This window comes from Citrobacter sp. Cpo147 (assembly GCF_030332405.1).
Lineage (GTDB): Bacteria > Pseudomonadota > Gammaproteobacteria > Enterobacterales > Enterobacteriaceae > Citrobacter > Citrobacter portucalensis.
Genome location: NZ_JAOWHX010000030.1, coordinates 861,808 through 887,258 on the forward strand (window position 1 = coordinate 861,808; position 25,451 = coordinate 887,258).

The 25,451-nt window shown below is 52.8% G+C and carries 20 protein-coding genes; 9 read left to right on the forward strand and 11 right to left on the reverse strand.

Translation table 11 applies throughout. From position 1 onward, the window contains the following. Positions 1-10 precede the first annotated feature (10 nt). The gene (gene glgP, locus OGY06_RS06790; protein ID WP_164562972.1) at positions 11-2,461 is read right to left on the reverse strand and encodes a glycogen phosphorylase; all 2,451 of its coding nucleotides are present in this window, start codon (positions 2,459-2,461) and stop codon (positions 11-13) included. A gap of 468 nt (positions 2,462-2,929) precedes the next feature. Between glgP and rimO the strand changes: the two genes are divergently transcribed. Next, positions 2,930-4,237 carry a 30S ribosomal protein S12 methylthiotransferase RimO gene (gene rimO / locus OGY06_RS06795; protein WP_003831616.1) on the forward strand — a complete coding sequence of 436 codons (1,308 nt, stop codon included), beginning with the start codon at positions 2,930-2,932 and terminating at the stop codon, positions 4,235-4,237. A gap of 92 nt (positions 4,238-4,329) precedes the next feature. Here the strand turns inward: rimO and gsiD are convergent, their stop codons facing one another. From gsiD to OGY06_RS06825, 6 genes are all read right to left on the reverse strand, one after another. Then, on the reverse strand, positions 4,330-5,241 hold the full coding sequence (gene gsiD, locus OGY06_RS06800) for a glutathione ABC transporter permease GsiD (protein ID WP_003831612.1): 912 nt from the start codon (positions 5,239-5,241) through the stop codon (positions 4,330-4,332). Between the two features lie 2 nt (positions 5,242-5,243). Then, complete coding sequence (gene gsiC, locus OGY06_RS06805; RefSeq protein WP_048235754.1) at positions 5,244-6,164, reverse strand: glutathione ABC transporter permease GsiC; 921 nt, start codon at positions 6,162-6,164, stop codon at positions 5,244-5,246. Between the two features lie 46 nt (positions 6,165-6,210). After that, positions 6,211-7,749 (reverse strand): glutathione ABC transporter substrate-binding protein GsiB, encoded by a 1,539-nt coding sequence (gene gsiB / locus OGY06_RS06810; protein WP_063940645.1) that lies wholly within the window; start codon positions 7,747-7,749, stop codon positions 6,211-6,213. A 28-nt stretch (positions 7,750-7,777) separates the two neighbouring features. After that, positions 7,778-9,649 carry a glutathione ABC transporter ATP-binding protein GsiA gene (gene gsiA, locus OGY06_RS06815; protein ID WP_003831607.1) on the reverse strand — a complete coding sequence of 624 codons (1,872 nt, stop codon included), beginning with the start codon at positions 9,647-9,649 and terminating at the stop codon, positions 7,778-7,780. Next, entirely contained in the window at positions 9,636-10,601 is a 966-nt protein-coding gene (gene iaaA, locus OGY06_RS06820; RefSeq protein WP_003836974.1) for a beta-aspartyl-peptidase, read from the reverse strand. Before iaaA ends, gsiA begins: the two co-directional genes overlap by 14 nt. A gap of 191 nt (positions 10,602-10,792) precedes the next feature. Continuing rightward, entirely contained in the window at positions 10,793-11,581 is a 789-nt protein-coding gene (locus OGY06_RS06825; RefSeq protein ID WP_164562975.1) for an aminoglycoside adenylyltransferase family protein, read from the reverse strand. 174 nt (positions 11,582-11,755) lie between these two features. Here OGY06_RS06825 and moeA point away from each other — a divergent pair, with 174 nt between their 5' ends. Together moeA and moeB are read left to right on the forward strand one after the other, a co-directional pair. Then, positions 11,756-12,991: a molybdopterin molybdotransferase MoeA gene (gene moeA / locus OGY06_RS06830; protein ID WP_008784221.1), complete on the forward strand. Its 1,236-nt coding sequence runs from the start codon at positions 11,756-11,758 to the stop codon at positions 12,989-12,991. Further along, the gene (gene moeB, locus OGY06_RS06835; RefSeq protein WP_149335587.1) at positions 12,991-13,740 is read left to right on the forward strand and encodes a molybdopterin-synthase adenylyltransferase MoeB; all 750 of its coding nucleotides are present in this window, start codon (positions 12,991-12,993) and stop codon (positions 13,738-13,740) included. The genes moeA and moeB overlap by 1 nt, the downstream gene beginning before the upstream one ends. Positions 13,741-13,826: 86 nt before the next feature. Here the strand turns inward: moeB and fsa are convergent, their stop codons facing one another. Further along, on the reverse strand, positions 13,827-14,489 hold the full coding sequence (gene fsa / locus OGY06_RS06840; RefSeq protein ID WP_063940650.1) for a fructose-6-phosphate aldolase: 663 nt from the start codon (positions 14,487-14,489) through the stop codon (positions 13,827-13,829). Between the two features lie 132 nt (positions 14,490-14,621). Between fsa and OGY06_RS06845 the strand changes: the two genes are divergently transcribed. The 4 genes from OGY06_RS06845 (at position 14,622) to OGY06_RS06860 (ending at position 20,368) form a co-directional block, all read left to right on the forward strand. Continuing rightward, complete coding sequence (locus OGY06_RS06845) at positions 14,622-15,521, forward strand: glycyl-radical enzyme activating protein (protein WP_008784219.1); 900 nt, start codon at positions 14,622-14,624, stop codon at positions 15,519-15,521. A gap of 5 nt (positions 15,522-15,526) precedes the next feature. Beyond that, entirely contained in the window at positions 15,527-17,959 is a 2,433-nt protein-coding gene (locus OGY06_RS06850) for a glycyl radical protein (protein WP_126956721.1), read from the forward strand. A gap of 178 nt (positions 17,960-18,137) precedes the next feature. Next, a complete protein-coding gene (locus OGY06_RS06855) occupies positions 18,138-18,953 on the forward strand; it encodes a Cof-type HAD-IIB family hydrolase (RefSeq protein ID WP_126318719.1) in 816 nt (271 codons plus the stop codon). Between the two features lie 152 nt (positions 18,954-19,105). Beyond that, the gene (locus OGY06_RS06860; protein WP_003831596.1) at positions 19,106-20,368 is read left to right on the forward strand and encodes a DUF1479 domain-containing protein; all 1,263 of its coding nucleotides are present in this window, start codon (positions 19,106-19,108) and stop codon (positions 20,366-20,368) included. 78 nt (positions 20,369-20,446) lie between these two features. On the opposite strand, the gene OGY06_RS06865 is transcribed toward OGY06_RS06860, so the two are convergent. Further along, positions 20,447-22,039, reverse strand: coding sequence for an ABC-F family ATPase (locus tag OGY06_RS06865; protein ID WP_032934551.1), 1,593 nt, complete (start codon positions 22,037-22,039; stop codon positions 20,447-20,449). 228 nt (positions 22,040-22,267) lie between these two features. Here OGY06_RS06865 and ldtB point away from each other — a divergent pair, with 228 nt between their 5' ends. Next, a complete protein-coding gene (gene ldtB, locus OGY06_RS06870) occupies positions 22,268-23,188 on the forward strand; it encodes a L,D-transpeptidase (RefSeq protein ID WP_063940654.1) in 921 nt (306 codons plus the stop codon). 94 nt (positions 23,189-23,282) lie between these two features. Here the strand turns inward: ldtB and OGY06_RS06875 are convergent, their stop codons facing one another. Further along, complete coding sequence (locus OGY06_RS06875; RefSeq protein ID WP_003831588.1) at positions 23,283-24,392, reverse strand: anion transporter; 1,110 nt, start codon at positions 24,390-24,392, stop codon at positions 23,283-23,285. Further along, the gene (mntR, locus tag OGY06_RS06880; RefSeq protein ID WP_003831586.1) at positions 24,389-24,862 is read right to left on the reverse strand and encodes a manganese-binding transcriptional regulator MntR; all 474 of its coding nucleotides are present in this window, start codon (positions 24,860-24,862) and stop codon (positions 24,389-24,391) included. The genes OGY06_RS06875 and mntR overlap by 4 nt, the downstream gene beginning before the upstream one ends. A 186-nt stretch (positions 24,863-25,048) precedes the next feature. Between mntR and mntS the strand changes: the two genes are divergently transcribed. After that, positions 25,049-25,177 (forward strand): manganase accumulation protein MntS, encoded by a 129-nt coding sequence (gene mntS, locus OGY06_RS06885; protein WP_003831584.1) that lies wholly within the window; start codon positions 25,049-25,051, stop codon positions 25,175-25,177. Positions 25,178-25,451 lie beyond the last annotated feature (274 nt).

Below are 25,451 nucleotides of genomic sequence, written 5' to 3' on the forward strand. Positions count from 1 at the left end.
GAAAAACTGATTACACGCGAATTTTTGCTATGCGCCAGATATGGTCGGCATATTCCTGAACCGTTCTGTCCGACGAGAAATACCCCATGTTAGCAATATTGTGCATGGTTTTTGTCGTCCACTCCCGGGGAGTACGATACAACTCGTCCACCGAATCCTGGCAATCTACATAGCTGCGATAATCGGCCAACACCTGATAGTAGTCGCCGAAGTTAATCAATGAATCCAACACCTCTCTATAACGCCCTGGCTCCTGCGGACTGAACACCCCCGTACCGATTTGCGTCAGCACCTGATGAAGTTCCTCATCCTTTTCAAAGATGTGCCTCGGGTCATAGCCATCACGTCGCAGAGTTTCAACCTGATTCGCCGTATTGCCAAAGATAAAGATGTTATCTTCCCCAACGTATTCGCGCATTTCGATATTCGCACCGTCGAGCGTACCGATAGTCAGCGCACCATTCATACCGAATTTCATATTACTGGTCCCGGAGGCTTCCGTCCCGGCCAGGGAAATTTGCTCTGACAGATCGGCTGCCGGAATAATTAGCTGAGCAAGACTGACGCTGTAATCCGGAATAAATACTACTTTCAGTTTGCCGCCAATCTGCGGATCGTTATTGACTAACTGCGCCACATCGTTAATCAAGCGAATAATTTGTTTTGCCATGTGATAAGAGGAGGCTGCTTTTCCGGCAAAGATATTCACTCGCGGTACCCAGTTGGCATCCGGCGCGGCTTTGATCCGGTTATAACGTGTAATAACGTGGAGCACATTCATGAGTTGCCGCTTGTACTCGTGGATGCGTTTCACCTGCACATCAAACAGCGCATCAGGATTCACCACCACGCCGTAGTGAGTGGCAATATGGTGCGCCAGCCGCTGCTTATTTTCACGTTTCGCACGATGCACAGCCTCATTCACCGACGGATAATCTATAAACTGCTTCAGCTCGCCCAACTGCATTAATTTAGTCCGCCAGCTGTCACCGATATTTTCGTCCAGCACTTTAGCAAGCGGTGGATTCGCCAGCGCCAGCCAACGACGCGCAGTCACACCATTGGTTACGTTGGTGAAACGCAGGGGAAAAATATTCGCAAAATCTGCAAACAGTGATTCGGTCATCAGTTTTGAATGCAATGCCGACACGCCGTTAACCTTATGACTGACAACTACTGCCAGCCAGGCCATACGAACGACGCGACCATCGGATTCATCAATTAACGACACACGTTTCAGTAGATCGCTGTCATTACGATAACGTTCCTGTAAGGTCTTCAGAAAACGATCGTTAATCTCAAAAATAATCTGCAAATGGCGCGGCAAAATTCGACTTAGCATTTCTACTGGCCAGGTCTCCAGCGCCTCACTCATCAACGTATGGTTGGTATAAGAAAAAATCTGACAGGTCACGTCAAACGCGTTATCCCAACTAAACTGATGATGATCAATCAATAAACGCATCAACTCAGGGATCGCCAGTACCGGATGCGTATCATTAAGGTGAATCGCAATTTTATCGGCCAGATTGTCGTATGTTTTGTTCAACTGATAATGACGACTCAGAATATCCTGAATCGTCGCCGAGGCCAGGAAATAGGCCTGGCGTAAACGCAATTCACGCCCCGCATCGGTGGAATCATCCGGGTACAAAACCCGCGAGATACGATCGAAGTGGTATTTGTTTTCCACTTCAGTAGCAAAGTCGACCTGCTGATTCAGTTTGCCCGCATTAACTTCGCTATTCACCTGCACGTTCCACAAGCGTAACGTATTAGTCGTGTCCGTCGCATAACCTGGAATAATTTGATCATGCGCCACGGCCAGAATATCCTCAGTTTCAAGCCAGCGGGTTTTATTCCCCTCCTGTTGAACACGCCCGCCAAAACGTACTTTATAATGCGTATTATGACGTTTGAACTCCCAGGGATTACCGTATTCCAGCCAATAATCCAGCGACTCTTTTTGTACACCGTTAACGATATTTTGTTTGAACATACCGTAGTTATAACGAATACCGTATCCACATCCCGGCAACCCAAGCGTCGCCAGTGAATCAAGGAAGCAGGCCGCCAGACGACCGAGACCACCATTACCTAACCCGGGATCGTTTTCTTCATCAATCAGTTCTTCCAGTTCAAGCCCCATTGCCTCCAGCGCGCTTCTGACTTCGTCATAAATACCTAAAGAGAGCAATGCATTGGATAGCGTACGACCAATTAAAAATTCCATCGACAGATAATATACCTGGCGCGCATCCTGAGAGAATTGCGCCCGATTAGAACGGTGCCAGCACTCGACCATCCGATCGCGTACCGCATATAACGTCGCATTAAGCCACTCCCGTTTCGTGGCGATTGCGGGATCTTTGCCAATAGTGAATAAAAGCTTATTAGCAATATCATCTCTAAGTTTATCAACATCAGAGTCCGTGGCGACCGGAAGTGGCGAAATATACATATTAACGTTACCTTTCAAATTTTGTAGGATGGTAATAGACAGGTGAATTATTTAAAGTTTGGGTACGTGAGCGTTAGATTTTTGTCGAATATTTTCATGACTGGCGATGAACGTTAATTCTGTCATTAATACACGCCAACTTAAGCCTGTGGCAAGTGAGATATAATATAAACTCACACCATTAGCATAAAGAGTTTTAGCCATTTCAAGTTTCGACTTCAAAACAATATCTTTCAAATTAAACCTCATTAGTAACGCTCGACGAGATAAAATTTACGATAATGAGTGTCTATAGCCAAGAAGCGGCACTTAAAGCCGGAATTAGACTCACTAAACACCTTTCACTGAACGATCTACTCTTTATAGGTATCGCTCTTTATTCTCTCCGTCTTATGCTGATCAGATATAGATGTACCGTGAAGGCATCTGTATAATCCCCCGATTACGAGCAATGTACAGTATAAGAAAATGGCAAAAATTGGTTTTATATCACTAGGTTGTCCGAAAAACCTCGTCGATTCTGAGCGCATCCTGACCGAACTTCGTACCGAAGGCTATGATGTTGTGCCAAGCTACGACGACGCGGATATGGTTATCGTTAATACCTGCGGCTTTATCGACAGTGCGGTTCAGGAGTCCCTGGAAGCAATTGGCGAAGCGCTGAATGAGAACGGTAAGGTGATTGTCACCGGCTGTCTGGGCGCGAAAGTCGATCAGATCCGTGAAGTCCACCCGAAGGTACTGGAAATCACCGGGCCGCATAGCTATGAACAGGTTCTGGAGCACGTTCACCACTATGTGCCAAAACCAAAACACAACCCGTTCCAGAGCCTGGTTCCTGAGCAGGGCGTTAAGCTGACTCCTCGCCATTACGCCTATCTGAAGATTTCCGAGGGCTGTAACCACCGCTGCACGTTCTGCATTATTCCATCCATGCGCGGCGATCTGGTGAGCCGTCCGATTGGCGACGTCCTCAGCGAAGCCAAGCGTCTGGTCGATGCGGGCGTGAAAGAGATTCTGGTAATCTCTCAGGATACCTCTGCTTACGGTGTAGATGTGAAGCATCGTACCGGTTTCCATAACGGCGAGCCGGTCAAAACCAGCATGGTTGATCTGTGCGAACAGTTATCAAAACTGGGGATCTGGACGCGCCTCCATTACGTCTACCCTTACCCGCACGTTGATGATGTGATCCCGCTGATGGCGGAAGGCAAAATCCTGCCGTATCTGGACATCCCGTTACAGCATGCCAGCCCGCGTATTCTTAAACTGATGAAACGCCCGGGCTCCGTGGACAGACAGCTGGCGCGCATCAAGCAGTGGCGTGAAATCTGCCCTGAACTGACGCTGCGCTCCACCTTCATTGTTGGTTTCCCGGGTGAAACGGAAGAAGACTTCCAGATGTTGCTCGACTTCCTGAAGGAAGCGCGTCTGGATCGCGTGGGCTGCTTTAAATACAGCCCGGTAGAAGGCGCTGGCGCTAATGACCTGCCGGATCAAATCCCGGAAGAGGTGAAAGAAGAACGCTGGAACCGCTTTATGCAATTGCAGCAGCAGATCTCTGCTGAACGTTTGCAGGAGAAAGTGGGCCGCGAGATTCTGGTTATCGTTGATGAAGTTGACGAAGAAGGCGCAATTGGTCGTAGCATGGCTGATGCTCCAGAAATCGACGGCGCGGTATACCTGAATGGTGAAACCAAGGTGAAACCTGGCGATATCATCCGCGTGAAGGTCGAAAACGCAGATGAATACGATCTGTGGGGCACCCGCGTTTAATTAGCGTAACCCAACGTAGGCCGGATAAGGCATTTATGCCGCATCCGGCAATGCCTGATGGCGACGCTGAAGCGTCTTATCAGGCCTACGGTTTACCCTTTAATTTTCGGGTCCAGCGCGTCGCGCAGACCATCTCCCAGTAAGTTAAACGCCAGCACCGTCAGGAATATCGCTACCGCCGGGAAAATCGCCACGTGCGGCGCGATCACCATATCAGCGCGCGCTTCATTAAGCATTGCCCCCCACTCCGGCGTCGGCGGCTGTGCGCCTAATCCCAGGAATGACAAGCTCGCGGCAGAGATAATCGACGTACCAATTCGCATGGTAAAGAAGACCACGATCGATGAGACCGTTCCAGGCAGAATATGGTTGAAGATGATGGTCGCATCGCTGGCACCAATACTGCGCGCAGACTCAATAAACGTCTGTTGCTTCAGCACCAGCGTATTCCCGCGCACCAGGCGCGCGAAGGCTGGAATGGAGAAAATGGCCACGGCAATGATCACATTAGCAATTCCGCTGCCCAGCACGGCGACCACGGCTATCGCCAGCAATATCCCCGGAAAGGCGAACAGCACATCGCAGATTCGCATGATCAGTCGATCCCACCAGCCTTCGTAGTATCCCGCCAGCAGCCCCAGTACCGTACCAATCGCCGCGCCAATAAACACGGCAAAGACCCCTGCCGCCAGCGAGATTTGCGCGCCAACCAGCACGCGGCTAAAAATATCCCGTCCCAGTGAGTCAACGCCAAACCAATGCAGCATCGACGGCCCATCATTCAAACGGTCATAATCGAAGTAATTCTCGGCATCAAATGGCGTCAGCCAGCGGGCAAAAATCGCCACCATGATCAGGAGCAATACAAACAGCCCAGCGACCATCGCCATGTGCTGTCGACGGAACCGACGCCAGAACTCATGCCACGGTGTGCGTATCTGCTCTGGCTTAACAAGGGGCATCGCATTTAAAATCGCCTGTCGGCGCCAGTTAAAAAATCGCATCCTTACTTGTACCTGATAGCCGGATTAATGGCAGCGTAGAGCACATCCACCACTAAGTTAATAAGAATAAATTCCAGAGAAAACAACAGTACCTCGGCCTGAATCACCGGGTAGTCGCGCATTTCGACGGAGTCCACCAACAGTCGCCCAAGCCCAGGCCAGTTGAACACCTTCTCAACCACGATTGATCCACCAAGCAAAAAGCCAAACTGTAGTCCCATCATGGTGACCACCGGGATCATCGCATTACGCAGACCATGTTTTAACACCACCCAGGTTTCACTCACCCCTTTAGCCCGCGCGGTACGCATATAATCTTCGCTGAGCACATCAACAAACGAGGCGCGAGTAAATCGGGCTAACACCGCAGCCACCGCCGCGCCCAGCGTAATAGACGGGAGGATATAGTGCATCCAGGTGTCAGCGCCAACGGTGGGTAACCAACCGAGCTCAACGGAGAATATCTGCATCAGCAGCATGCCAAGCGCAAACGCCGGGAACGAGATCCCGGTGACCGCCAGCGTCATGCTTAATCTGTCCGGCCAACGATTTCGCCATACGGCAGCAATGATCCCCGCCGTCATACCAAACAATACCGCCCACGCCATACTGGCAATAGTCAGCCATAGTGATGGCATAAAACGACTGGCTATCTCTTCAGAAACCGGGCGACGAGAAACCATCGACGTGCCAAAATCGCCTTGCAACACGTTGGTCATGTAATGCCAGAACTGAACATGCAGCGGCTGGTCCAGACCCAGCTGCTTGCGCACCAGTTCAATCACCTCGGCGTCAGCTTCCGGTCCGGCAATCAGCCGGGCCGGATCGCCGGGTAGCAGATGAACAAATAAAAATACCAGCACCGCAACAATCAACAGAGTTGGAATCAACCCCAGCAGGCGCTTGAAAACATAGTTAAGCATCACGCTCCCTTCGCCGGCCCCTGGGCTGCGGGGCCGAATGAATAGCTTATTTTAAATCCGCATCATCAAAGCTAAATCCGGTATCCGGCATGATCCAGAATCCGGTCAACCTGGTGCTGTGCGCCGAAATCAGTTTTTCCACTACCAGCGGGATCCACGGCGACTCTTTCCAGATAATATCCTGCGCGTCTTTGTACAGCTTCGCTTTCTGCGCCGGATCGTTAGTTTGCAACGCTGCCGATAAATCACTGTCCACCTGCTTATTGCTGTAGAACGCCGTGTTAAACAGAGTTGGCGGCCAGTTTTGTGATGCAAACAGCGGTGACAGCGCCCAGTCAGCTTCACCCGTAGACGCCGACCAGCCGGTGTAGAACATCCGTACCCCGCTCTCTTTCTGCGCCTTCCCTTCAACTTCCGCGGCGCGCTGACCAGCATCCATCGCTGTAACCTGAGCCTTAATGCCCACCTGCGCCAGCTGCTGCTGGGTAAATTGCAGCACTTTCTGCGCGGTACTGTGGTTATGCGAAGACCATAGCGTAGTGGTAAAACCGTTCGGATAACCTGCTTCTTTCAGCAGTTCGCGCGCTTTCGCCGGGTCGTAGGGCCACGGCGTATAGCTTTGCGCATAGGCTATCGACGGGGGGAGAACGCCGGTTGCCGGCGTCGCGTAACCAGCAAAAGCCACTTTCACCAGCGCCTGGCGGTTGATGGCATAGTTCAGCGCCTCACGCACTTTTGGGTTGTCGAACGGTTTTTGCGTGACGTTCATGCTGATATAACGCTGCATAATAGACGGACTGGCCACCAGTTCCAGGTTTTTGTTCTTCGCCAGTAACGCCGCCTGCTCGTAAGGGATTGGGAAGGCAAACTGCGCTTCCCCAGTTTGCAGCATGGCCGCACGCGTGTTGTTGTCGGTCACCGGACGCCAGGTAATCGTATCCAGCTTTGGCAACCCTTGCTGCCAGTAGCCCGCGAACTTCTTAACCTTCACAAAATCCGTCTGATTCCAGGTATCAAGCTGGTACGGCCCGGTCCCCACAGGATGGAAACCGATCTCCTTACCGTATTTCTCCAGCGCGGCGGGAGAAATCATCGCCGTTGCCGGGTGCGCCAGAATATTGATAAAGGCAGAGAACGGCTGTTTCAGCGTAATCTTCACCGTCGACGGATCGACGACTTCGGTTTTATCGATATTCTTATACAGGTTGTAACGTTTCAGATGGTTTTCCGGGTTACTGGCCCGATCGAGGTTAGCTTTAACCGCATCGGCGTTGAAGTCGGTGCCATCCTGAAACTTCACCCCCTGACGCAGCTTAAGGGTATAGGTCAGCCCATCATCAGAAACCGTATAACTCTCCGCGAGCACATTTTTCAGTTTCATCTCTTTATCAAGGCCAAACAACCCCTGATAAAACGACTTCGCTACCGCCTGCGACAACGTGTCATTCGCGTCATAGGGGTCGAGCGTCGTGAAATTGGATCCCACCGCCACCACCACATCTTTGGCGGCCCAGCCAGGCGATGCGGCCAGTGCAGAGACCACTCCCACAGCAACCAGCCATTTTCGAGCAACAATTTTTGTCATGTTATTCTCCTTAAACCCTGCCTGCCTGTTATAAACGCGAAAGCGCATTTTCTGGTTGCCCACGCGCAACATAATGCCCCGGACCAACTAACTGGAGCGAAACGGGGGAAATCTCTTCGCCACGTTTGCGAATATTGCTGGGGATATCGTCCGACAACAGCACGCGCTGGGGACGGTGATGGGATGGATCGGCGACCGGAACTGCCGCCATCAGCTTGCGAGTGTACGGATGTTGCGGATTTTCAAACACCGCCCGCCGGGTGCCTATCTCAACGATCTGCCCCAGATACATCACCGCCACACGGTGACTGATCCGTTCCACTACCGCCATATCGTGGGAAATAAACAGATATGCGATACCCAATTCTCGCTGCAGGTCGAGCATCAGGTTGATGATTTGCCCACGAATTGAAACATCCAGCGCCGAGACAGATTCATCGGCAATAATCACTTTGGGATTGAGCGCCAATGCCCGTGCAATACAGATACGCTGACGCTGACCGCCGGAAAACTCATGTGGATAGCGCCAGGCATGCTCAGGTAGCAAGCCTACACGTTCCAACAACCATGCAACCCGTTTTGACCCCGCATCGCCCTGCAATAACCCATGTACTCGTAGCGGCTCCAGAATGGAATATCCCACAGTCTGGCGCGGATCGAGCGAGGCATACGGATCCTGGAAGATAAACTGAATATCCCGACGCAGCGGCTGCAACTTGCTGGCAGCAAGGGTATCAATACGCTGTCCGTTGAAAATGATTTCCCCACGCTGAGACTCAACCAGGCGCAGCAGCGCCCGCCCGGTGGTGGATTTCCCGCAGCCTGACTCCCCCACCAGCGAGAGCGTTTCTCCCGGCCACAGGTCAAAACTGACGTTTTCCACTGCATGCACCTCGCGAGTCACGCGATTTAGAATGCCGCTGCGCAGAGGAAAACGCGTCACCAAATTTCGTACCCGCAGAATAGGCTCGCCTTCAACCACGGTGTCCTGCTCGGTCTGCGGTTCTACATGACTGGGATCGTGCAATGAAATAAGCGGGAAACGGCGTGGAAGCTCATGCCCGTTCATCGCCCCAAGCTGCGGCACGGCTGCCAACAGCGCTTTGGTATAGGGATGCTGGGGATTGTGAAAAATCTGTTCAACGCTGCCGGTTTCTACCGCCTCGCCCTGATACATCACCAGCACGCGGTCGGCAATATCCGCCACGACGCCCATATCGTGGGTAATGAAGATCACTCCCATCGACATATCCTGCTGCAACACTTTTATTAGTTGCAGGATCTGCGCCTGAATGGTGACATCCAGCGCGGTCGTCGGCTCATCGGCAATTAAAACCGCAGGGCGACACGACAGTGCCATGGCGATCATCACCCGCTGGCGCATACCGCCGGAAAGCTGGTGTGGATATCGCGATAAAATCGCCTTCGCCTCGGGGATACGCACCTGATCGAGCATTCGCTTCGCTTCTACCATCGCCTCTTCATGGCTGGCGCCCTGGTGCAAGCGTATAGACTCGGCAATCTGTTCGCCCACGGTAAACACCGGATTGAGCGATGTCATAGGCTCCTGGAAGATCATCGCGATATCCGCACCGCGCACGTGACGCATTTGTGATGCGCTCTGTTCACCCAGCTCAATAACCTGTCGGTTACGGCGTCGTAGCAGCATTTCATCGCAGCTCACCTCGCCGCCGGCCTGTTCAATCAGACGCATCAGCGACAAGGCTGTTACCGATTTTCCTGAACCGGATTCGCCCACGATCGCCAGCGTTTCGCCACGCTTCAGGCGAAATGACAGATTGCGCACCGCACTGACGCGCTGCTGCTCCTGTTCAAAGGCAATATTCAGATTGTTGACTGCCAGCACGTCGCTGGCATCAAGCTCATCACTGTGTGGCAACGCTATCTCCTTTTTCCCGATAAATACCGGTGGTTGGCGTATCGCCTGCGTATCCCCAGGCGCGGTACATGCCTTCGCTATTAAACGGCAAGGCGACATTGCCCTCATGATCGATAGCAATTAAACCGCCGCTGCCACCGAGCGCCGGTAATTTTTCCATTACTACGCGTTCACACGCCTCCGATAAACTCAGGCCGCCGTAATCCATCAACGCCGCAATGTCATAGGCCGCCAGCGCACGAATAAAGACTTCCCCGGTTCCGGTGCAGGAGACTGCCACACTTGCGTTATTGGCATAACAGCCTGCGCCGACCAACGGACTGTCACCCACCCGCCCCGGTAATTTGTTGGTCATTCCACCGGTCGATGTTGCGGCCGCCAGATTGCCAAACATATCTAACGCGACCGCCCCCACGGTACCCATTTTGTTGTTTTCATCCAGCGGGCTCGCGCTATGGTCCAGCACCGTTTCACCCGCTGTTCGCGCCGCCAGCAGTTGAGCATAGCGTTCTGGCGTAGAGAAAATATCCGCTGATACGCGTTCCATACCCTGCGCAATGGCAAAGTTCTCTGCCCCTTCACCTATCATCATGACGTGTGGGCTATGTTCCATTACCAGGCGCGCCGCGAGAATCGGATTGCGTAAATGGCTGACTCCGGCGACGGCTCCCGCATTAAGCGTGTTACCGTCCATCACGCAGGCATCCAGTTCATGGGTTTCATCACGGGTATATACCGCGCCAATTCCGGCATTAAACAACGGACACTCTTCCAGTAAGCGCACGGCTTCGGTCACCACATCCAGTGCGCTACGACCGTCCTCTAGCATCCGCTGGCCGGTTTCAACGATATCCGACAGCGCCTGAATATAACGCAACTCTTGCTCCTGACTCAGCTGCGAACGGGTGATAGCCCCTGCGCCGCCGTGAATTGCAATGACTGCTTTACCCATTTTTTTCGTCCATTAGGTGGCAGGTACCGGGGTTATAAATATCAGAATTTCTGTGACTTATTGATTCGATTTTTGAATATAGAAAGATGCAGACGTCATGTAAAGGTAAAGGCCCGTACCTCACGCCCCATCCCATCAGGTTATTTAAATGAGTTAAACAGAAAGTGTATCTTCCAACATCGTTGAATATATTATTCAAGCCGATCGGCAATCTGTTTTTTTGCATAAAACACAAAGCGTTCAACAGACGGCATAGACGCAGTCCAGTTCTTTTTGGTTAACCCCAGGTATTCCGCACGTGCGGCTTGCAGCGTATCCGCATACTCATCGGGTAATTGCGGTATAAGCCAGGAGGCGGCTTCATCTTTAGCGACAATATTGCCCGTAACTACGCTGTACCAAATACGCGCCAGAGTAAGGATGATATTTCGCTCGTCACCCTCTAAATCGCCCGGTTTCTGCCACATATCAAGGATATGCCGAAATGTTTGCACGACATCGCTAAAAGGGATGACGTTGAATAACGTCTCAGCGGGTTCACCGAACAACGCTACGCTGGCGCGCCGGGCCTGGGTCAGCAGGATGGAAAGATCAGGATCCACCTGCGCCGGTTCATACACGCCAGCGCAGATATCATCACGCAACCATTCGCCAAACTGCATCTCTCTCGCCGGAGAGAATCGCCACGGCACAAGTTGTGAATAGACCACGATGGTCACTTCCAGCGCCCGATAGTTATCAACGCTGCCAGGCGGTGCTGATATTTCCAGAAAACCCTGCATCAGATCTTTTCTTTGCCGGGTATTCAGTGGCTGCCTAATGGTAACCAGTAAATCGATATCGCTTTGGGGCTTTAAGCCACCTTCAACAGCAGAGCCATACAAATGAACAGCAACCAGGTCGCCCTCGATAATCCGCGCAATCAGTGCACTGGCGGCATTCACCTGTTGTAGAATTGAATTTGGGATAATCGCAGCCATTTAGCCTCCTGGAAAAAAGCAGAAATAATGAGTCTATACTGCATTTTTCCTGTAGCGCTATTCTCTGGCAGAAAACCTGTCTCAGATCGGATCCTAAGCCTGAGGTAGCATACTGTCCGCGTCCATTTTCTGACATAATGAGCAGATTCGATTTTGCCCCGCAGGAGTCTTCTCATGGAATTTACCGCCGGACTGATGCCGCTTGAAACGGCTCTCTCTCAGATGCTTTCGCGTATTACCCCACTCACCGCCGTCGAAACGCTGCCGCTGGTTCAATGCTTTGGTCGCATTCTGGCCACCGACGTCATATCCCCGATTGATGTGCCGGGATTCGATAACTCGGCAATGGATGGCTATGCGGTGCGATTAGCCGATTTACAATCAGACCAGCCTCTTGCGGTGGCTGGCAAAGCCTTTGCTGGTCAACCATTCCACGGCGAGTGGCCTGCGGGAACCTGCATCCGCATTATGACCGGTGCCCCGGTGCCTGCCGGTTGTGAAGCGGTGGTGATGCAGGAGCAAACGGAACAAACTGACGACGGTGTGCGTTTTACCGCCGAGGTCCGCAGCGGACAAAATATTCGTCTGCGCGGTGAAGATATCGCAAACGGCGCGGTGGTATTCCCCACCGGAACTCGTCTGACAACCGCCGAGCTTCCGGTTCTGGCCTCACTCGGCATTGCCGAAGTACCGGTCGTTCGCAAAGTTCGCGTGGCGTTGTTCTCCACCGGTGATGAGCTGCAACTGCCGGGTCAACCGCTGGGCGACGGGCAGATTTATGACACAAACCGTCTGACCGTTCACCTGATGCTGCAGCAGTTGGGCTGCGAAGTGATCAACTTAGGAATTATTCGCGACGATCCCAACGCGCTGCGAGCCGCATTTATCGAAGCCGACAGCCAGGCCGACGTCGTCATCAGCTCTGGCGGCGTTTCGGTAGGCGAAGCGGATTACACCAAAACCATTCTGGAAGAGCTGGGAGAAATTGCCTTCTGGAAGCTTGCCATCAAACCCGGTAAACCGTTCGCGTTTGGTAAACTGAGCAACAGCTGGTTTTGCGGCCTGCCGGGTAACCCGGTGTCTGCAGCCCTCACCTTTTATCAGCTGGTGCAACCGCTGCTGGCGAAACTCAGCGGAAACACCGCCTGTGGGTTACCTCCGCGCCAGCGCGTGCGCACCGCCTCACGCCTGAAGAAAACGCCAGGGCGTCTGGATTTTCAACGTGGTGTATTGCAGCGTACCGCGGAAGGCGAACTGGAAGTCACCACCACCGGACACCAGGGCTCGCATATTTTTAGCTCCTTTAGCCAGGGCAACTGCTTTATCGTGCTGGAGCGCGATCGCGGTAACGTTGAGGCCGGAGAATGGGTTGAGGTCGAGCCGTTTAACGCACTGTTTGGAGGCCTGTAATGGCAGAACTCAGCGACCAGGAGATGATGCGCTATAACCGGCAAATCATTCTGCGCGGCTTCGATTTCGAAGGTCAGGAAGCGCTCAAAGATGCGCGGGTACTGGTCGTTGGTCTGGGGGGACTGGGATGCGCAGCAACCCAGTACCTTGCGGGCGCTGGCGTCGGGCATTTAACCCTGCTCGACTTTGACACAGTCTCCGTGTCGAACCTCCAACGCCAGACGCTGCATAGCGATGCGACCGTTGGACAGCCCAAAGTGCTCTCCGCCCGCGACGCACTGGCGCGGATTAACCCTTACATCGCCATTATGCCAGTGAATGCGCTGCTGGAAGAAAACCAGATTCACGCGCTGATCGCCGAGCACGATTTGGTGCTGGACTGTACGGATAACGTCAGCATCCGCAATCAGCTGAATGCCGGATGCTTCGCCGCCAGGGTTCCGTTGGTTTCTGGGGCGGCAATTCGCATGGAAGGACAAATTACCGTCTTTACGTATCAGGAAGGAGAGCCATGCTACCGTTGCCTGAGTCGTCTGTTCGGTGAAAACGCCCTGACCTGCGTCGAGGCAGGAGTGATGGCCCCGCTGATCGGCGTGATTGGCTCGTTACAGGCGATGGAGGCCATTAAGTTGCTGGCAAACTATGGTAAACCGGCGTCTGGAAAAATCGTCATGTACGACGCCATGACCTGCCAGTTTCGCGAAATGAAGCTAATGCGCAACCCGGGGTGTGAGGTTTGCGGGCAGTAAAAAAGTCGGGTGGCGGCTTCGCCTTACCCGACCTACAACGGCTCCAACGTAGGCCGGGTAAGCGTTAGCGCCATCCGGCAACAGCATCAGATCGACGTGCGTCCAAATGCACTCTGCCAGTCGTGCTCAAACTTCGCGACGGCAGCATCAACTGCCGGAGAGCTAATCATCTGCTGAGCAACATCCAGCGGTAGCGTGATGGACTCGCAGCCCGCCAGCAGACAATCCAGCGCCTGACGCGGTGTTTTAAAACTGGCTGCCAGTACTTTGGCGTGCGGGGCATGCATTTTCAGTAACGTCTGCAGGTCGGTCACCGTCTGGATGCCATCCCCTCCTTGCGCATCCACGCGGTTAACGTATGGCGCAACGTATTCCGCACCCGCCAGAGCAGCCAATAACCCTTGAGCTGCACCGTATACCGCAGTACCCAACGTCGGGATCCCTTCTTCTTTCAGCAATTTTATAGCCGCCAGACCTTCTGCTGTCACCGGCACTTTGACCACGATATTAGAAATGATTGCCCGCAGCTTACGCGCATCGCTGACCATCCCTTCGGCGGTGGTCGCCATCACCTGAGCAAACAGACGCCCTTGCCCTCCCGTCGCCTCCTGCAGTTGCGGCAGTAGTACTTCCAGCGTCTGGTTCCCTGCCGCCACAATGCTCGGGTTAGTGGTCACCCCTGCCAGCGGGAAAATGCGCGCCAGAGCTTTTACCGCATCAACATCAGACGTATCTAAATAGAGTTCCATAAGCTTTCCTCAAACGAATAATTAGCATGAATAAAAGGTAGCACGGCGAAACCTCACGGTTAGTTGACGCATGTCAATATAACTTTCATTCGAAAGTAATTTAATCTTTATACGAAAGAAAAGAGGTCGCTTATGATTTTCAATATCCAGCGCTACTCCACGCATGATGGCCCCGGGATCCGTACTGTGGTGTTCCTTAAGGGATGCTCCCTGGGCTGTCGGTGGTGCCAGAATCCGGAAAGCCGCGCCCGCACGCAGGACCTGCTTTATGACGCGCGTTTGTGCCTTGACGGTTGCGATCTCTGTGCTCAGGCTGCACCCGCGGTGATTGAACGGGCGCTGGGCGGATTACTTATTCATCGCGAAAAACTGACCGATGACGCTCTCACCGTACTGACCGACTGCTGTCCGACTCAGGCGTTAACCGTCTGCGGAGAGGTAAAAAGCGTGGACGATATCATGGCGACCGTATTGCGAGATAAACCGTTTTACGACCGCAGTGGCGGAGGCCTCACCCTGTCCGGCGGTGAACCGTTTATGCAGCCAGAGCTGGCAGCTGCTTTGCTCAAAGCCAGCCACGACGCAGGCATTCATACCGCGGTGGAAACCTGTCTGCATGTCCCGTGGAAGTATATTGAACCATCATTACCTGACGTCGATTTGTTTCTCGCCGATCTAAAACACGTGGCGGATGCGCCGTTTAAACAATGGACCGATGGGCGTGCCTCTCGCGTACTGGAAAATCTAAAAAAACTGGCTGCCGCCGGTAAAAAAATGATTATCCGCGTACCGCTGATTCAGGGATTCAACGCAGACGAAGCCGCTATTCAGGCCATTACCGATTTTGCCGCCGATGAGCTTCACGTCGGTGAGATCCATTTCTTGCCCTACCACACCCTGGGCATCAACAAATACCACTTACTCAGTCAACCCTACAACGCACCGGATAAACCGCTTGATGCGCCAGCACTGCTCGAATTTGCCCAGCAGTACGCCAGCCTTAAAGGTTTAACCGCGACCCTACGAGGATAATCGCCATGACCACTCTGAAACTGGACACACTCAGCGACCGTATCAAAGCGCATAAAACGGCCCTGATCCACATCGTGAAGCCACCGGTTTGTACCGAGCGCGCCCAGCACTATACCGAGATGTATCAGCAACACCTGGATAAGCCTATCCCGGTACGTCGCGCACTGGCACTAGCCCATCATCTGACGGAACGCACCATCTGGATCAAACATGACGAACTGATCATTGGTAACCAGGCAAGCGAAGTGCGTGCCGCGCCTATTTTCCCGGAATACACCGTCTCCTGGATTGAAAAAGAGATCGACGACCTCGCCGACAGACCGGGTGCAGGATTTGCGGTAAGCGAAGAGAACAAACGTGTATTGCATGAGGTGTGCCCATGGTGGCGTGGTCAAACCGTGCAGGATCGCTGCTACGGGATGTTCACTGATGAGCAGAAAGGGCTGCTGGAAACCGGCATTATCAAAGCCGAAGGTAACATGACCTCCGGCGACGCGCACCTGGCGGTAAACTTCCCGCTGCTGCTGGAAAAAGGTCTCGACGGCCTGCGTCACAAAGTCGATGAACGTCGCTCCCGCATCAATCTGACATGTCTGGAAGACCTCCATGGCGATCAGTTCCTGAAAGCGATAGATATCGTGCTGGAGGCCGTCAGCCTGCACATTGAGCGCTTTGCCGCGCTGGCACGTAAAATGGCATCCACAGAAACTCGCGCCAGTCGTCGAGATGAACTGCTGACCATGGCGGAAAACTGTGATGTTATCGCCCATGAGCCGCCAAAAACATTCTGGCAGGCGCTGCAGCTGTGCTATTTCATCCAGTTGATCCTGCAAATTGAATCTAACGGTCACTCGGTGTCGTTTGGTCGTATGGATCAATACCTCTACCCATTCTATCGTCGCGACGTCGAACTGAACCAGAGCCTTGATCGTGAGCACGCTATTGAACTGTTGCACAGCTGCTGGTTGAAACTGCTGGAAGTGAACAAAATCCGTTCCGGCTCCCATTCGAAAGCCTCGGCGGGCAGTCCGCTGTATCAGAACGTGACCATTGGTGGTCAAAACCTGGTCAACGGTCAGCCGATGGATGCCGTCAACCCGCTCTCCTACGCCATTCTGGAGTCCTGCGGCCGCCTGCGTTCTACGCAGCCAAACCTGAGCGTGCGTTATCACGCGGGGATGAGTAATGACTTCCTCGATGCCTGCGTGCAGGTGATCCGCTGCGGCTTCGGGATGCCCGCCTTTAACAACGATGAAATCGTCATACCGGAATTCATTAAGCTGGGCATTGAACCGCAGGACGCCTATGACTATGCGGCTATTGGATGTATCGAAACCGCTGTTGGTGGGAAATGGGGCTATCGTTGCACCGGCATGAGCTTTATTAACTTTGCCCGCGTGATGCTGGCGGCACTGGAAGGTGGGCGCGATGCCACCAGTGGCAAAGTCTTTCTGCCACAGGAAAAAGCGCTCTCAGCCGGTAACTTCAACAATTTCGACGAAGTGATGGACGCCTGGGATACACAGATCCGCTACTACACGCGTAAATCCATAGAAATTGAGTATGTCGTCGATACCATGCTGGAAGAGAACGTGCACGATATTCTGTGCTCCGCGCTGGTAGACGACTGCATTGAGCGGGCGAAAAGCATTAAGCAAGGCGGCGCGAAGTATGACTGGGTATCGGGTTTGCAGGTGGGTATTGCCAACCTCGGTAACAGCCTGGCTGCAGTGAAGAAACTGGTCTTTGAACAGGGCGCTATCGGTCAACAACAGCTGGCCGCCGCGCTGGCCGATGATTTTGACGGTCTGACCCATGAGCAGTTACGCCAACGACTGATCAACGGCGCGCCGAAATACGGTAACGATGACGATAGCGTTGATACGCTGCTGGCCCGCGCTTATCAGACCTATATCGATGAACTGAAACAGTATCATAATCCGCGTTACGGACGTGGCCCGGTTGGCGGCAATTACTACGCCGGGACCTCGTCTATTTCTGCAAACGTGCCTTTTGGCGCAGCAACGATGGCAACGCCGGATGGCCGTAAAGCACACACTCCACTGGCAGAAGGCGCCAGTCCGGCTTCCGGTACGGACCATCTCGGCCCAACGGCGGTAATTGGTTCGGTGGGTAAACTGCCGACCGGTTCGATTCTTGGCGGCGTGCTGTTAAATCAGAAGCTCAACCCGGCCACGCTGGAAAATGAATCCGATAAGCAAAAGCTGATGATCCTGCTGCGCACCTTCTTCGAAGAGCACAAAGGCTGGCATATTCAGTACAACATTGTCTCCCGTGAAACGCTGCTGGAAGCCAAAAAACACCCGGATCAATATCGTGACCTGGTGGTCCGTGTAGCAGGTTATTCCGCCTTCTTCACTGCGCTTTCTCCGGATGCGCAAGACGACATCATCGCGCGTACTGAACATATGCTGTAAACAATATTGTCGGCCGGATGAGATTCCGCACCGCCATCCGGCACGCTACCCTCCCCATTGCCGGGTAAGGCGAAGCTACCACCCGGCTTTTTACTTTCATTCGAAATTAAATTTGTGCTACAGGTCACATTGTTATTAGAATGTTTCTGGTTGCAGTAATCGCCAGGAGCCTATCTTTATGACCATCAAAGTTATCGTCACCGATATGGACGGAACTTTTCTCGACGACGCCAAGAAATACGATCGTGCACGTTTTATGGCGCAGTATCAGGAACTGAAAAAACGAAATATTGAATTTGTCGTGGCCAGCGGCAACCAGTATTACCAGCTGATCTCCTTTTTCCCGGAGCTCAAAGAGGAAATTTCCTTTGTCGCCGAGAACGGGGCGTTAGTTTTTGAACATGGCAAACAGCTATTTCATGGCGAGCTAACCCGCCACGAGTCCCGTATTGTCATTGGTGAACTGCTAAAAGATAAGCAGCTCAACTTTGTGGCTTGTGGGCTGCAAAGCGCTTACGTTAGCGAAAATGCGCCGGAGTCCTTTGTCGCATTGATGTCAAAACACTACCATCGCCTGAAACCTGTAAAAGATTATCAGGATATCGACGATGTGCTGTTCAAGTTCTCGCTAAATTTACCGGACCAACAAATCCCATTGGTTATCGATCACCTGCATGCTGCGCTGGACGGCATCATGAAGCCCGTCACCAGCGGCTTCGGGTTTATCGATCTGATCATTCCGGGCTTACATAAAGCCAACGGGATCAGCCGCCTGCTTAAACGCTGGAACCTGTCACCGCAAAACGTAGTCGCCATTGGCGATAGCGGCAACGACGCGGAAATGCTGAAAATGGCGCACTACTCTTTCGCCATGGCCAACGCGGCAGAGAGTATTAAAGCGATTGCTCGCTATCAGACCGACGACAACAACCATCAGGGCGCGCTGAACGTAATTCAGGCAGTGCTGGATAACACCTCCCCTTTTAACGTCTAATCCTGCCAACCGGGGTATCCCTCATCCCGGTTTTCACTCTTTTTCCATTTTGCTCACTCCATCAAGCTTTAAACTTGCGTTAACTAAATTTTAACTTATATTATCATCTGTAAGTTATTTTTGTTTCGAATGAAAGTTAATGCGAGGTGGATATGGCTTTTACTTTTACCAGCGACACGCTGCCCGCCGATCACAAAGCGGCAATCCGGCAGATGAAACGGCAACTGCGGGCACAGCTTGGGGATGTTCAGTTGATCTTCAATCAGTTGAGCGACGCTATCGCCGCCCGCGTGGCAGAAATCAACGCCCTCAAAGCACAGGGAGCCCCGGTGTGGCCAGTGATATCTTATGCAGATATCAAAGCTGGCCACGTAAATGCAGAGCAGCGTGAAGAAATTAAGCGCCGCGGATGCGCGGTTATTAAAGGTCATTTCCCTCGCGAACAGGCTCTCGGCTGGGACAGCTCAATGCTGGACTATCTGGACCGCAACCACTTTGACGACGTCTATAAAGGACCAGGCGATAATTTCTTCGGTACCCTGAGCGCATCACGACCTGAAATCTACCCCATCTACTGGTCCCAGGCGCAGATGCAGGCCCGCCAGAGTGAAGAAATGGCCAATGCACAGTCGTTTCTCAATCGTTTGTGGACCTTTACAAGCGAAGGTAAACAATGGTTTAACCCGGATGTCAGCGTTATTTACCCTGACCGCATTCGCCGTCGACCGCCGGGAACCACGTCCAAAGGGCTGGGCGCGCATACGGATTCCGGCGCGCTGGAACGCTGGCTTCTTCCGGCATATCAGCAGGTCTTTGCTCATGTATTCAATGGCAAGCTGGAAGATTACGATCCGTGGCAGGCGGCGCATCGCACCGAGGTAGAAGAGTACACGGTGGATAACACCACCAAATGTTCGGTATTCCGTACCTTCCAGGGCTGGACTGCACTGTCCGATATGCTGCCAGGTCAGGGATTGTTGCATGTGGTCCCGATCCCTGAAGCGATGGCGTATGTACTGTTACGCCCATTGCTTGACGATGTGCCAGAAGATGAACTTTGCGGCGTCGCGCCCGGCCGGGTGCTGCCGATTTCCACGCAATGGCATCCGCTGCTGATTGAAGCGCTAACCAGCATTCCACAACTGGACGCCGGAGACTCCGTCTGGTGGCATTGTGATGTGATTCACTCCGTCGCACCGGTGGAAAATCAGCAGGGTTGGGGTAACGTGATGTACATTCCTGCCGCACCGATGTGCGAAAAGAATCTGGCCTACGCCCACAAAGTGAAGGTCGCGCTGGAAAAGGGTGCGTCGCCGGGTGATTTTCCACGGGAGGATTATGAAACTAACTGGGAAGGACGCTTCACGCTGGAGGATTTGAATATCCACGGTAAACGCGCGCTGGGGATTGTTTAATTTTATATACCCTTATCCCTAAGTATCCCGTGTTACAGGTGCAACCATCACACCTGTAACACGAGAACGACGGGATAATTATTCGACGCCTTTGCTACGCAGGTAATCTTCGTAGTTACCGGTGAAGTCAATTACACGTTCTGGCGTAATTTCAATCACGCGGGTTGCCAGCGAGCTGACGAACTCACGGTCGTGAGAAACGAAGATCAGCGTGCCCTGGTACATTTCCAGCGCCATGTTCAGCGACTCGATAGATTCCATATCCAGGTGGTTGGTCGGTTCATCCATAACCAGGATATTCGGTTTCTGCATCATCAGTTTACCGAACAGCATGCGTCCTTTTTCACCACCGGAGAGCACTTTCGCAGGTTTCTTGATATCGTCCTGGCTGAACAGCAGACGGCCAAGGAAGCTACGTACTACCTGCTCATCATCGCCTTCTTGTTTCCACTGGCTCATCCATTCGAAAACAGTCAGATCGTTTTCGAACTCGTATTCATGATCCTGTGCGTAGTAACCGACCTGGGCGTTCTCAGACCACTTAACGGTACCGTTGTCCGGCTGCAAGTCGCCAACCAACGTTTTCAGCATAGTGGATTTACCCACGCCGTTGGCACCAATGATGGCAACCTTCTCCCCTACTTCCAGCAGCAGGTTGAAGTTTTTAAACAGCGGGCCTTCATCAAAACCTTTCGCCAGCGCTTCCACTTCCAGCGCGTTACGGAACAGTTTCTTATCCTGTTCGAAGCGGATAAACGGGTTCTGACGGCTGGACGCTTTCACTTCGTCGAGCTTAATCTTATCAATCTGACGCGCACGAGAAGTCGCCTGTCGAGATTTAGACGCGTTGGCGCTAAAGCGGCTGACGAAGGATTGCAGATCGGCAATCTGTGCTTTCTTCTTGGCGTTATCGGCCAGCAGACGTTCACGCGCCTGGGTTGCCGCCGTCATGTATTCGTCGTAGTTACCCGGATAAACACGCAGTTCGCCGTAGTCCAGATCCGCCATGTGCGTACAGACCATGTTCAGGAAGTGACGGTCGTGCGAAATGATAATCATGGTGCTGTCACGCTCGTTCAGCGTCTGCTCCAGCCAGCGGATAGTGTCGATATCCAGGTTGTTCGTTGGTTCGTCGAGCAGCAGAATGTCCGGGTTAGAGAACAGCGCCTGCGCCAGAAGCACACGCAGCTTCCAGCCGGGCGCGACTTCGCTCATCGGGCCGTAATGCTGTTCTACCGGAATGCCTACGCCCAGCAGCAGTTCACCCGCACGCGCTTCCGCAGAGTAGCCGTCCATTTCGCCATACTGAACTTCGAGGTCAGCCACTTTATAGCCGTCTTCTTCGCTCATCTCGGCCAGGCCGTAGATACGATCGCGCTCCTGCTTCACTTCCCACAGTTCAGCATGACCCATAATAACGGTGTCAAGCACGGTGAACTCTTCAAAGGCGAACTGATCCTGACGCAGCTTACCGATGCGCTCGTTCGGATCGAGTGAAACGTTACCCAGCGTCGGTTCGAGGTCGCCGCCGAGAATTTTCATAAAGGTGGATTTACCGCTACCGTTCGCGCCAATCAGGCCGTAACGATTGCCGCCGCCAAACTTGACGGAAATATTTTCAAACAGCGGCTTACTGCCGAACTGCATAGTGACGTTGCTGGAAACTAACACAGGCGTATCCTGAAAGAGAAAGAAATATGTGACAAACCGCTTATTATGCCATAAGTCTGCAATAAGATCGCGCCGTTCATGCTGCGCAGATAAAGTGAAAGCAAAAGGAAAAAAATGTGATTTAGTACACATCCGAATTCCTTGTTGCTCAGAATGCACATATAATGCGTGCCCAACACTACATAAATCTCAACCCACTAGCCTGCTTGGCTTCAGAATCTCGCAAAAATGAATATGAAATTGACAACGCTTTTCGCGGCGGCGCTCGCGGTAGTTGGTTTTTGTAACACTGCTTCAGCCGTCACATACCCGCTGCCTACCGATGGTAGTCGTTTAATTGGCCAAAACCAGGTTATCACCATTCCTGAAGGCAACACCCAGCCGCTGGAATACTATGCGGCAGAGTACCAGATGGGTCTGTCTAACATGCTGGAAGCCAACCCGGGCGTGGATACCTTCCTGCCGAAAGGCGGCACCGTGCTGAACATTCCTCAGCAGTTGATCCTGCCGGATACTGTGCATGAAGGTATTGTTATCAACAGCGCTGAAATGCGTCTGTACTACTACCCGAAAGGCACCAACACCGTAATTGTTCTGCCGATCGGTATCGGCCAGCTGGGCAAAGACACGCCAATCAACTGGACCACCAAAGTAGAACGTAAAAAAGCGGGCCCAACCTGGACGCCAACGGCGAAAATGCATGCGGAATACCGCGCTGCAGGCGAGCCGCTGCCAGCCGTTGTTCCGGCGGGTCCGGATAACCCGATGGGTCTGTACGCGCTGTATATCGGTCGCCTGTATGCCATCCACGGCACCAATGCTAACTTCGGCGTCGGCTTACGCGTCAGCCACGGTTGCGTGCGTCTGCGTAACGACGACATCAAATTCCTGTTTGAAAATGTGCCAGTCGGCACCCGCGTACAGTTTATCGATGAGCCGGTAAAAGCCACTACCGAACCAGACGGCAGCCGTTACATCGAAGTACATAACCCACTGTCTACGACTGAAGCACAGTTCGAAGGCGGAGAAATCGTACCGATTACCCTGACCAAGAGCATTACCAGCATCACCGGCCAGTCTGACGTCGATCAGGCCGTCGTTGAGCAGGCGGTACAGAACCGTTCAGGTATGCCGGTTCGTCTGAACTAATCTGCTATATATGCCCGATGGCGCTACGCTTATCGGGCCTACCAACGCAGTAGGCCGGATTAGGCGCCAGCCGCCATCCGGCACACCACATCAATTACATCAACAGCAGCAAACCATACCCCACCAGCGCCGCCCATATCAGCATCGGTACCGAATACCAATGAAAACGCCACCAGATCCGTCGGTCGTTTGCCATCCGTAACGCAATGAGATTCGCCAGCGATCCCGGCAACAGCCCAAAGCCGCCCACATTAACCGCCCAGGCCAGCAGCAGCGTCGGCGGGACATAGTTCAGCAGCAAAATCGTACTGGGCACATTACTGATAAACTGCGACAAGCCAATAGCCGTTAACCAAAGTCCCGGTGCTGAGAGCGTGCCAATCTGGTGGGTAATCCCCTGCAAGGCCGGGAGCTGCGTCAGCAAATGCACATCAATGAACATCGCCATAAACACTAACAGCAACGTCCAGTCCACGCTGAGGATCACGCGACGCGCCAGCACCATGAACCCTGCCGCCACAATCGCCAGACCCCACAGCTCTTGCTTTAACTCCAGCGCCGCAAGGAAGACGATATACAGCGCCAGACAGCTCCACACCAGGCGTGGTTGCCAGTCAGGTGCGCGCGTACCGGTATGATAGTGCAACGCTTTAGGCGGGAAACTGAACCAGCACAGCACCACCAGCGTCAGCATCATGGCCCCCGCAAGCGGCGCCATTTGCCAGGTAAACGCGGTAAACGATAAGCCTGAGCGTCCCCACATCAGAATGTTTTGTGGATTGCCTATTGGCGTGAGCAACGATCCGGCATTTACCGCCAGCGCCTCAAAGATAATCAGGCGATTCACCGGAATGGCACATAATTTTTTCAGCGTGATGGTTAGCGGAACAACAATAAACAATGCAACGTCGTTGGTCAGAAACGTCGACAACAACGCCGCCGCCAGCACCATAAATATCGCCAGCTGGCGCTCTGTTTTGAAGCGGCGGGTCATCTTGCGCCCTAACACATCGAAATAACCGCTTAGCTCTACGCCTTTGGTCAGTAACATCAGGCCGCTAAGCGTGATAATCGTGTGCCAGTCAATCGCCCCTGGCCAGGACCGGGGCGTAAATGGCGTGAACAGACTCAGTACAACCCCAACGATGATTAACAGCTGGAAAAAACGATCGCGCTGTAAGGCACGTAATAAAGGAAAACTCATTCAGAGCCAGTTCCTTGCTGTTGCGTAAACCGGCTAAAAGCCTCCAGCGTTTCCTTACTGACGTGATGCTCCATCCCCTCCGCGTCGCGACGGGCAATTTCCGGGCTGATGCCTAACATCAACAGGAAATTTTCCACAATCTGATGACGTTCCCGGCTCTCCTGGGCTAGTCGTTCACCTTCTGCGGTTAAAAACACCCCACGCCACGGAATCATTTCAATCAATCCGACTGAAGCAAGGCGCTTAAGCATTTTAGCAACCGTCGGCTGAGAAACCCCAAGTCGCGCTGCCATATCCACCTGGCGCGCTTCACCCACCTCAATAATGAGATCGGAAATCAGCTCTACGTAGTCATCAATCAGTTCGCGGCGATGCGCCTCCCGGACCTGACGAAATCCTTCAACGTGTTCTTCGACATTCACCAATTGCGTCACTTTTTTTGTTGTTGGCATACCTGCGCGACGACTCATTCTGCTTCCTCGTTACTGTGACGCGTTAACGGCATCTGATTAGAGAGCGCTCATTGTAAACCAGAGTTGCGTGGGCACAAAAAATTAACGTTTTAGCAATAGCTATATAATATAGCCTGTGCTATATCTGTATATAATAAAGGCATCCCTCAAGGACTGATGGGATCGTGAAGTCAGGAGGTTTACATGAATGAATTTAAGAGGTGTATACGCGTGTTTAGCCACTCTCCCTTTAAAGTACGGTTGATGCTGATCTCTATGCTGTGTGACATGATTAACAGCAAACCAGAGCAGGATAAACCTTCAGAAAAATAATGCGGCGTCGCGGTACGCCGCTTCATTTTCCTACCGTCATCCGGGTACGGTGGTGGTTTTCGTCTCAATAACCCTTCTTTTTGTCAGTTTTGCCACGCCCCTCGCAAAACAATTTCTTTGTAGTAGTTGACCTTCTCTTGCGCACACTCTATCTTTTCGCAGCCCTGCGTATATTGCGGCTCGCGGATGCGGACCCTATCCCTCTTCTCGCTCTCTCAGGCAGGCAATGACCCTTAGCGCCAGGGTAAGCACATGGCGTTTTTGTAACAGTGGC

Excerpts from the sequence above, each read along its gene's own strand:
- OGY06_RS06845 (WP_008784219.1), top strand. The coding sequence starts at position 14,622 with ATGATTTTCAATATCCAGCGCTACTCCACGCATGATGGCCCCGGGATC.
- OGY06_RS06860 (WP_003831596.1), top strand. The coding sequence starts at position 19,106 with ATGGCTTTTACTTTTACCAGCGACACGCTGCCCGCCGATCACAAAGCG.
- gsiC (WP_048235754.1), bottom strand. The coding sequence starts at position 6,164 with ATGCTTAACTATGTTTTCAAGCGCCTGCTGGGGTTGATTCCAACTCTG.
- fsa (WP_063940650.1), bottom strand. The coding sequence starts at position 14,489 with ATGGAACTCTATTTAGATACGTCTGATGTTGATGCGGTAAAAGCTCTG.
- OGY06_RS06875 (WP_003831588.1), bottom strand. The coding sequence starts at position 24,392 with ATGAGTTTTCCTTTATTACGTGCCTTACAGCGCGATCGTTTTTTCCAG.
- moeA (WP_008784221.1), top strand. The coding sequence starts at position 11,756 with ATGGAATTTACCGCCGGACTGATGCCGCTTGAAACGGCTCTCTCTCAG.
- OGY06_RS06825 (WP_164562975.1), bottom strand. The coding sequence starts at position 11,581 with ATGGCTGCGATTATCCCAAATTCAATTCTACAACAGGTGAATGCCGCC.
- moeB (WP_149335587.1), top strand. The coding sequence starts at position 12,991 with ATGGCAGAACTCAGCGACCAGGAGATGATGCGCTATAACCGGCAAATC.
- gsiB (WP_063940645.1), bottom strand. The coding sequence starts at position 7,749 with ATGACAAAAATTGTTGCTCGAAAATGGCTGGTTGCTGTGGGAGTGGTC.
- OGY06_RS06855 (WP_126318719.1), top strand. The coding sequence starts at position 18,138 with ATGACCATCAAAGTTATCGTCACCGATATGGACGGAACTTTTCTCGAC.
- glgP (WP_164562972.1), bottom strand. The coding sequence starts at position 2,461 with ATGTATATTTCGCCACTTCCGGTCGCCACGGACTCTGATGTTGATAAA.
- gsiD (WP_003831612.1), bottom strand. The coding sequence starts at position 5,241 with ATGCGATTTTTTAACTGGCGCCGACAGGCGATTTTAAATGCGATGCCC.
- iaaA (WP_003836974.1), bottom strand. The coding sequence starts at position 10,601 with ATGGGTAAAGCAGTCATTGCAATTCACGGCGGCGCAGGGGCTATCACC.
- ldtB (WP_063940654.1), top strand. The coding sequence starts at position 22,268 with ATGAATATGAAATTGACAACGCTTTTCGCGGCGGCGCTCGCGGTAGTT.
- OGY06_RS06850 (WP_126956721.1), top strand. The coding sequence starts at position 15,527 with ATGACCACTCTGAAACTGGACACACTCAGCGACCGTATCAAAGCGCAT.
- mntR (WP_003831586.1), bottom strand. The coding sequence starts at position 24,862 with ATGAGTCGTCGCGCAGGTATGCCAACAACAAAAAAAGTGACGCAATTG.
- mntS (WP_003831584.1), top strand. The coding sequence starts at position 25,049 with ATGAATGAATTTAAGAGGTGTATACGCGTGTTTAGCCACTCTCCCTTT.
- rimO (WP_003831616.1), top strand. The coding sequence starts at position 2,930 with ATGGCAAAAATTGGTTTTATATCACTAGGTTGTCCGAAAAACCTCGTC.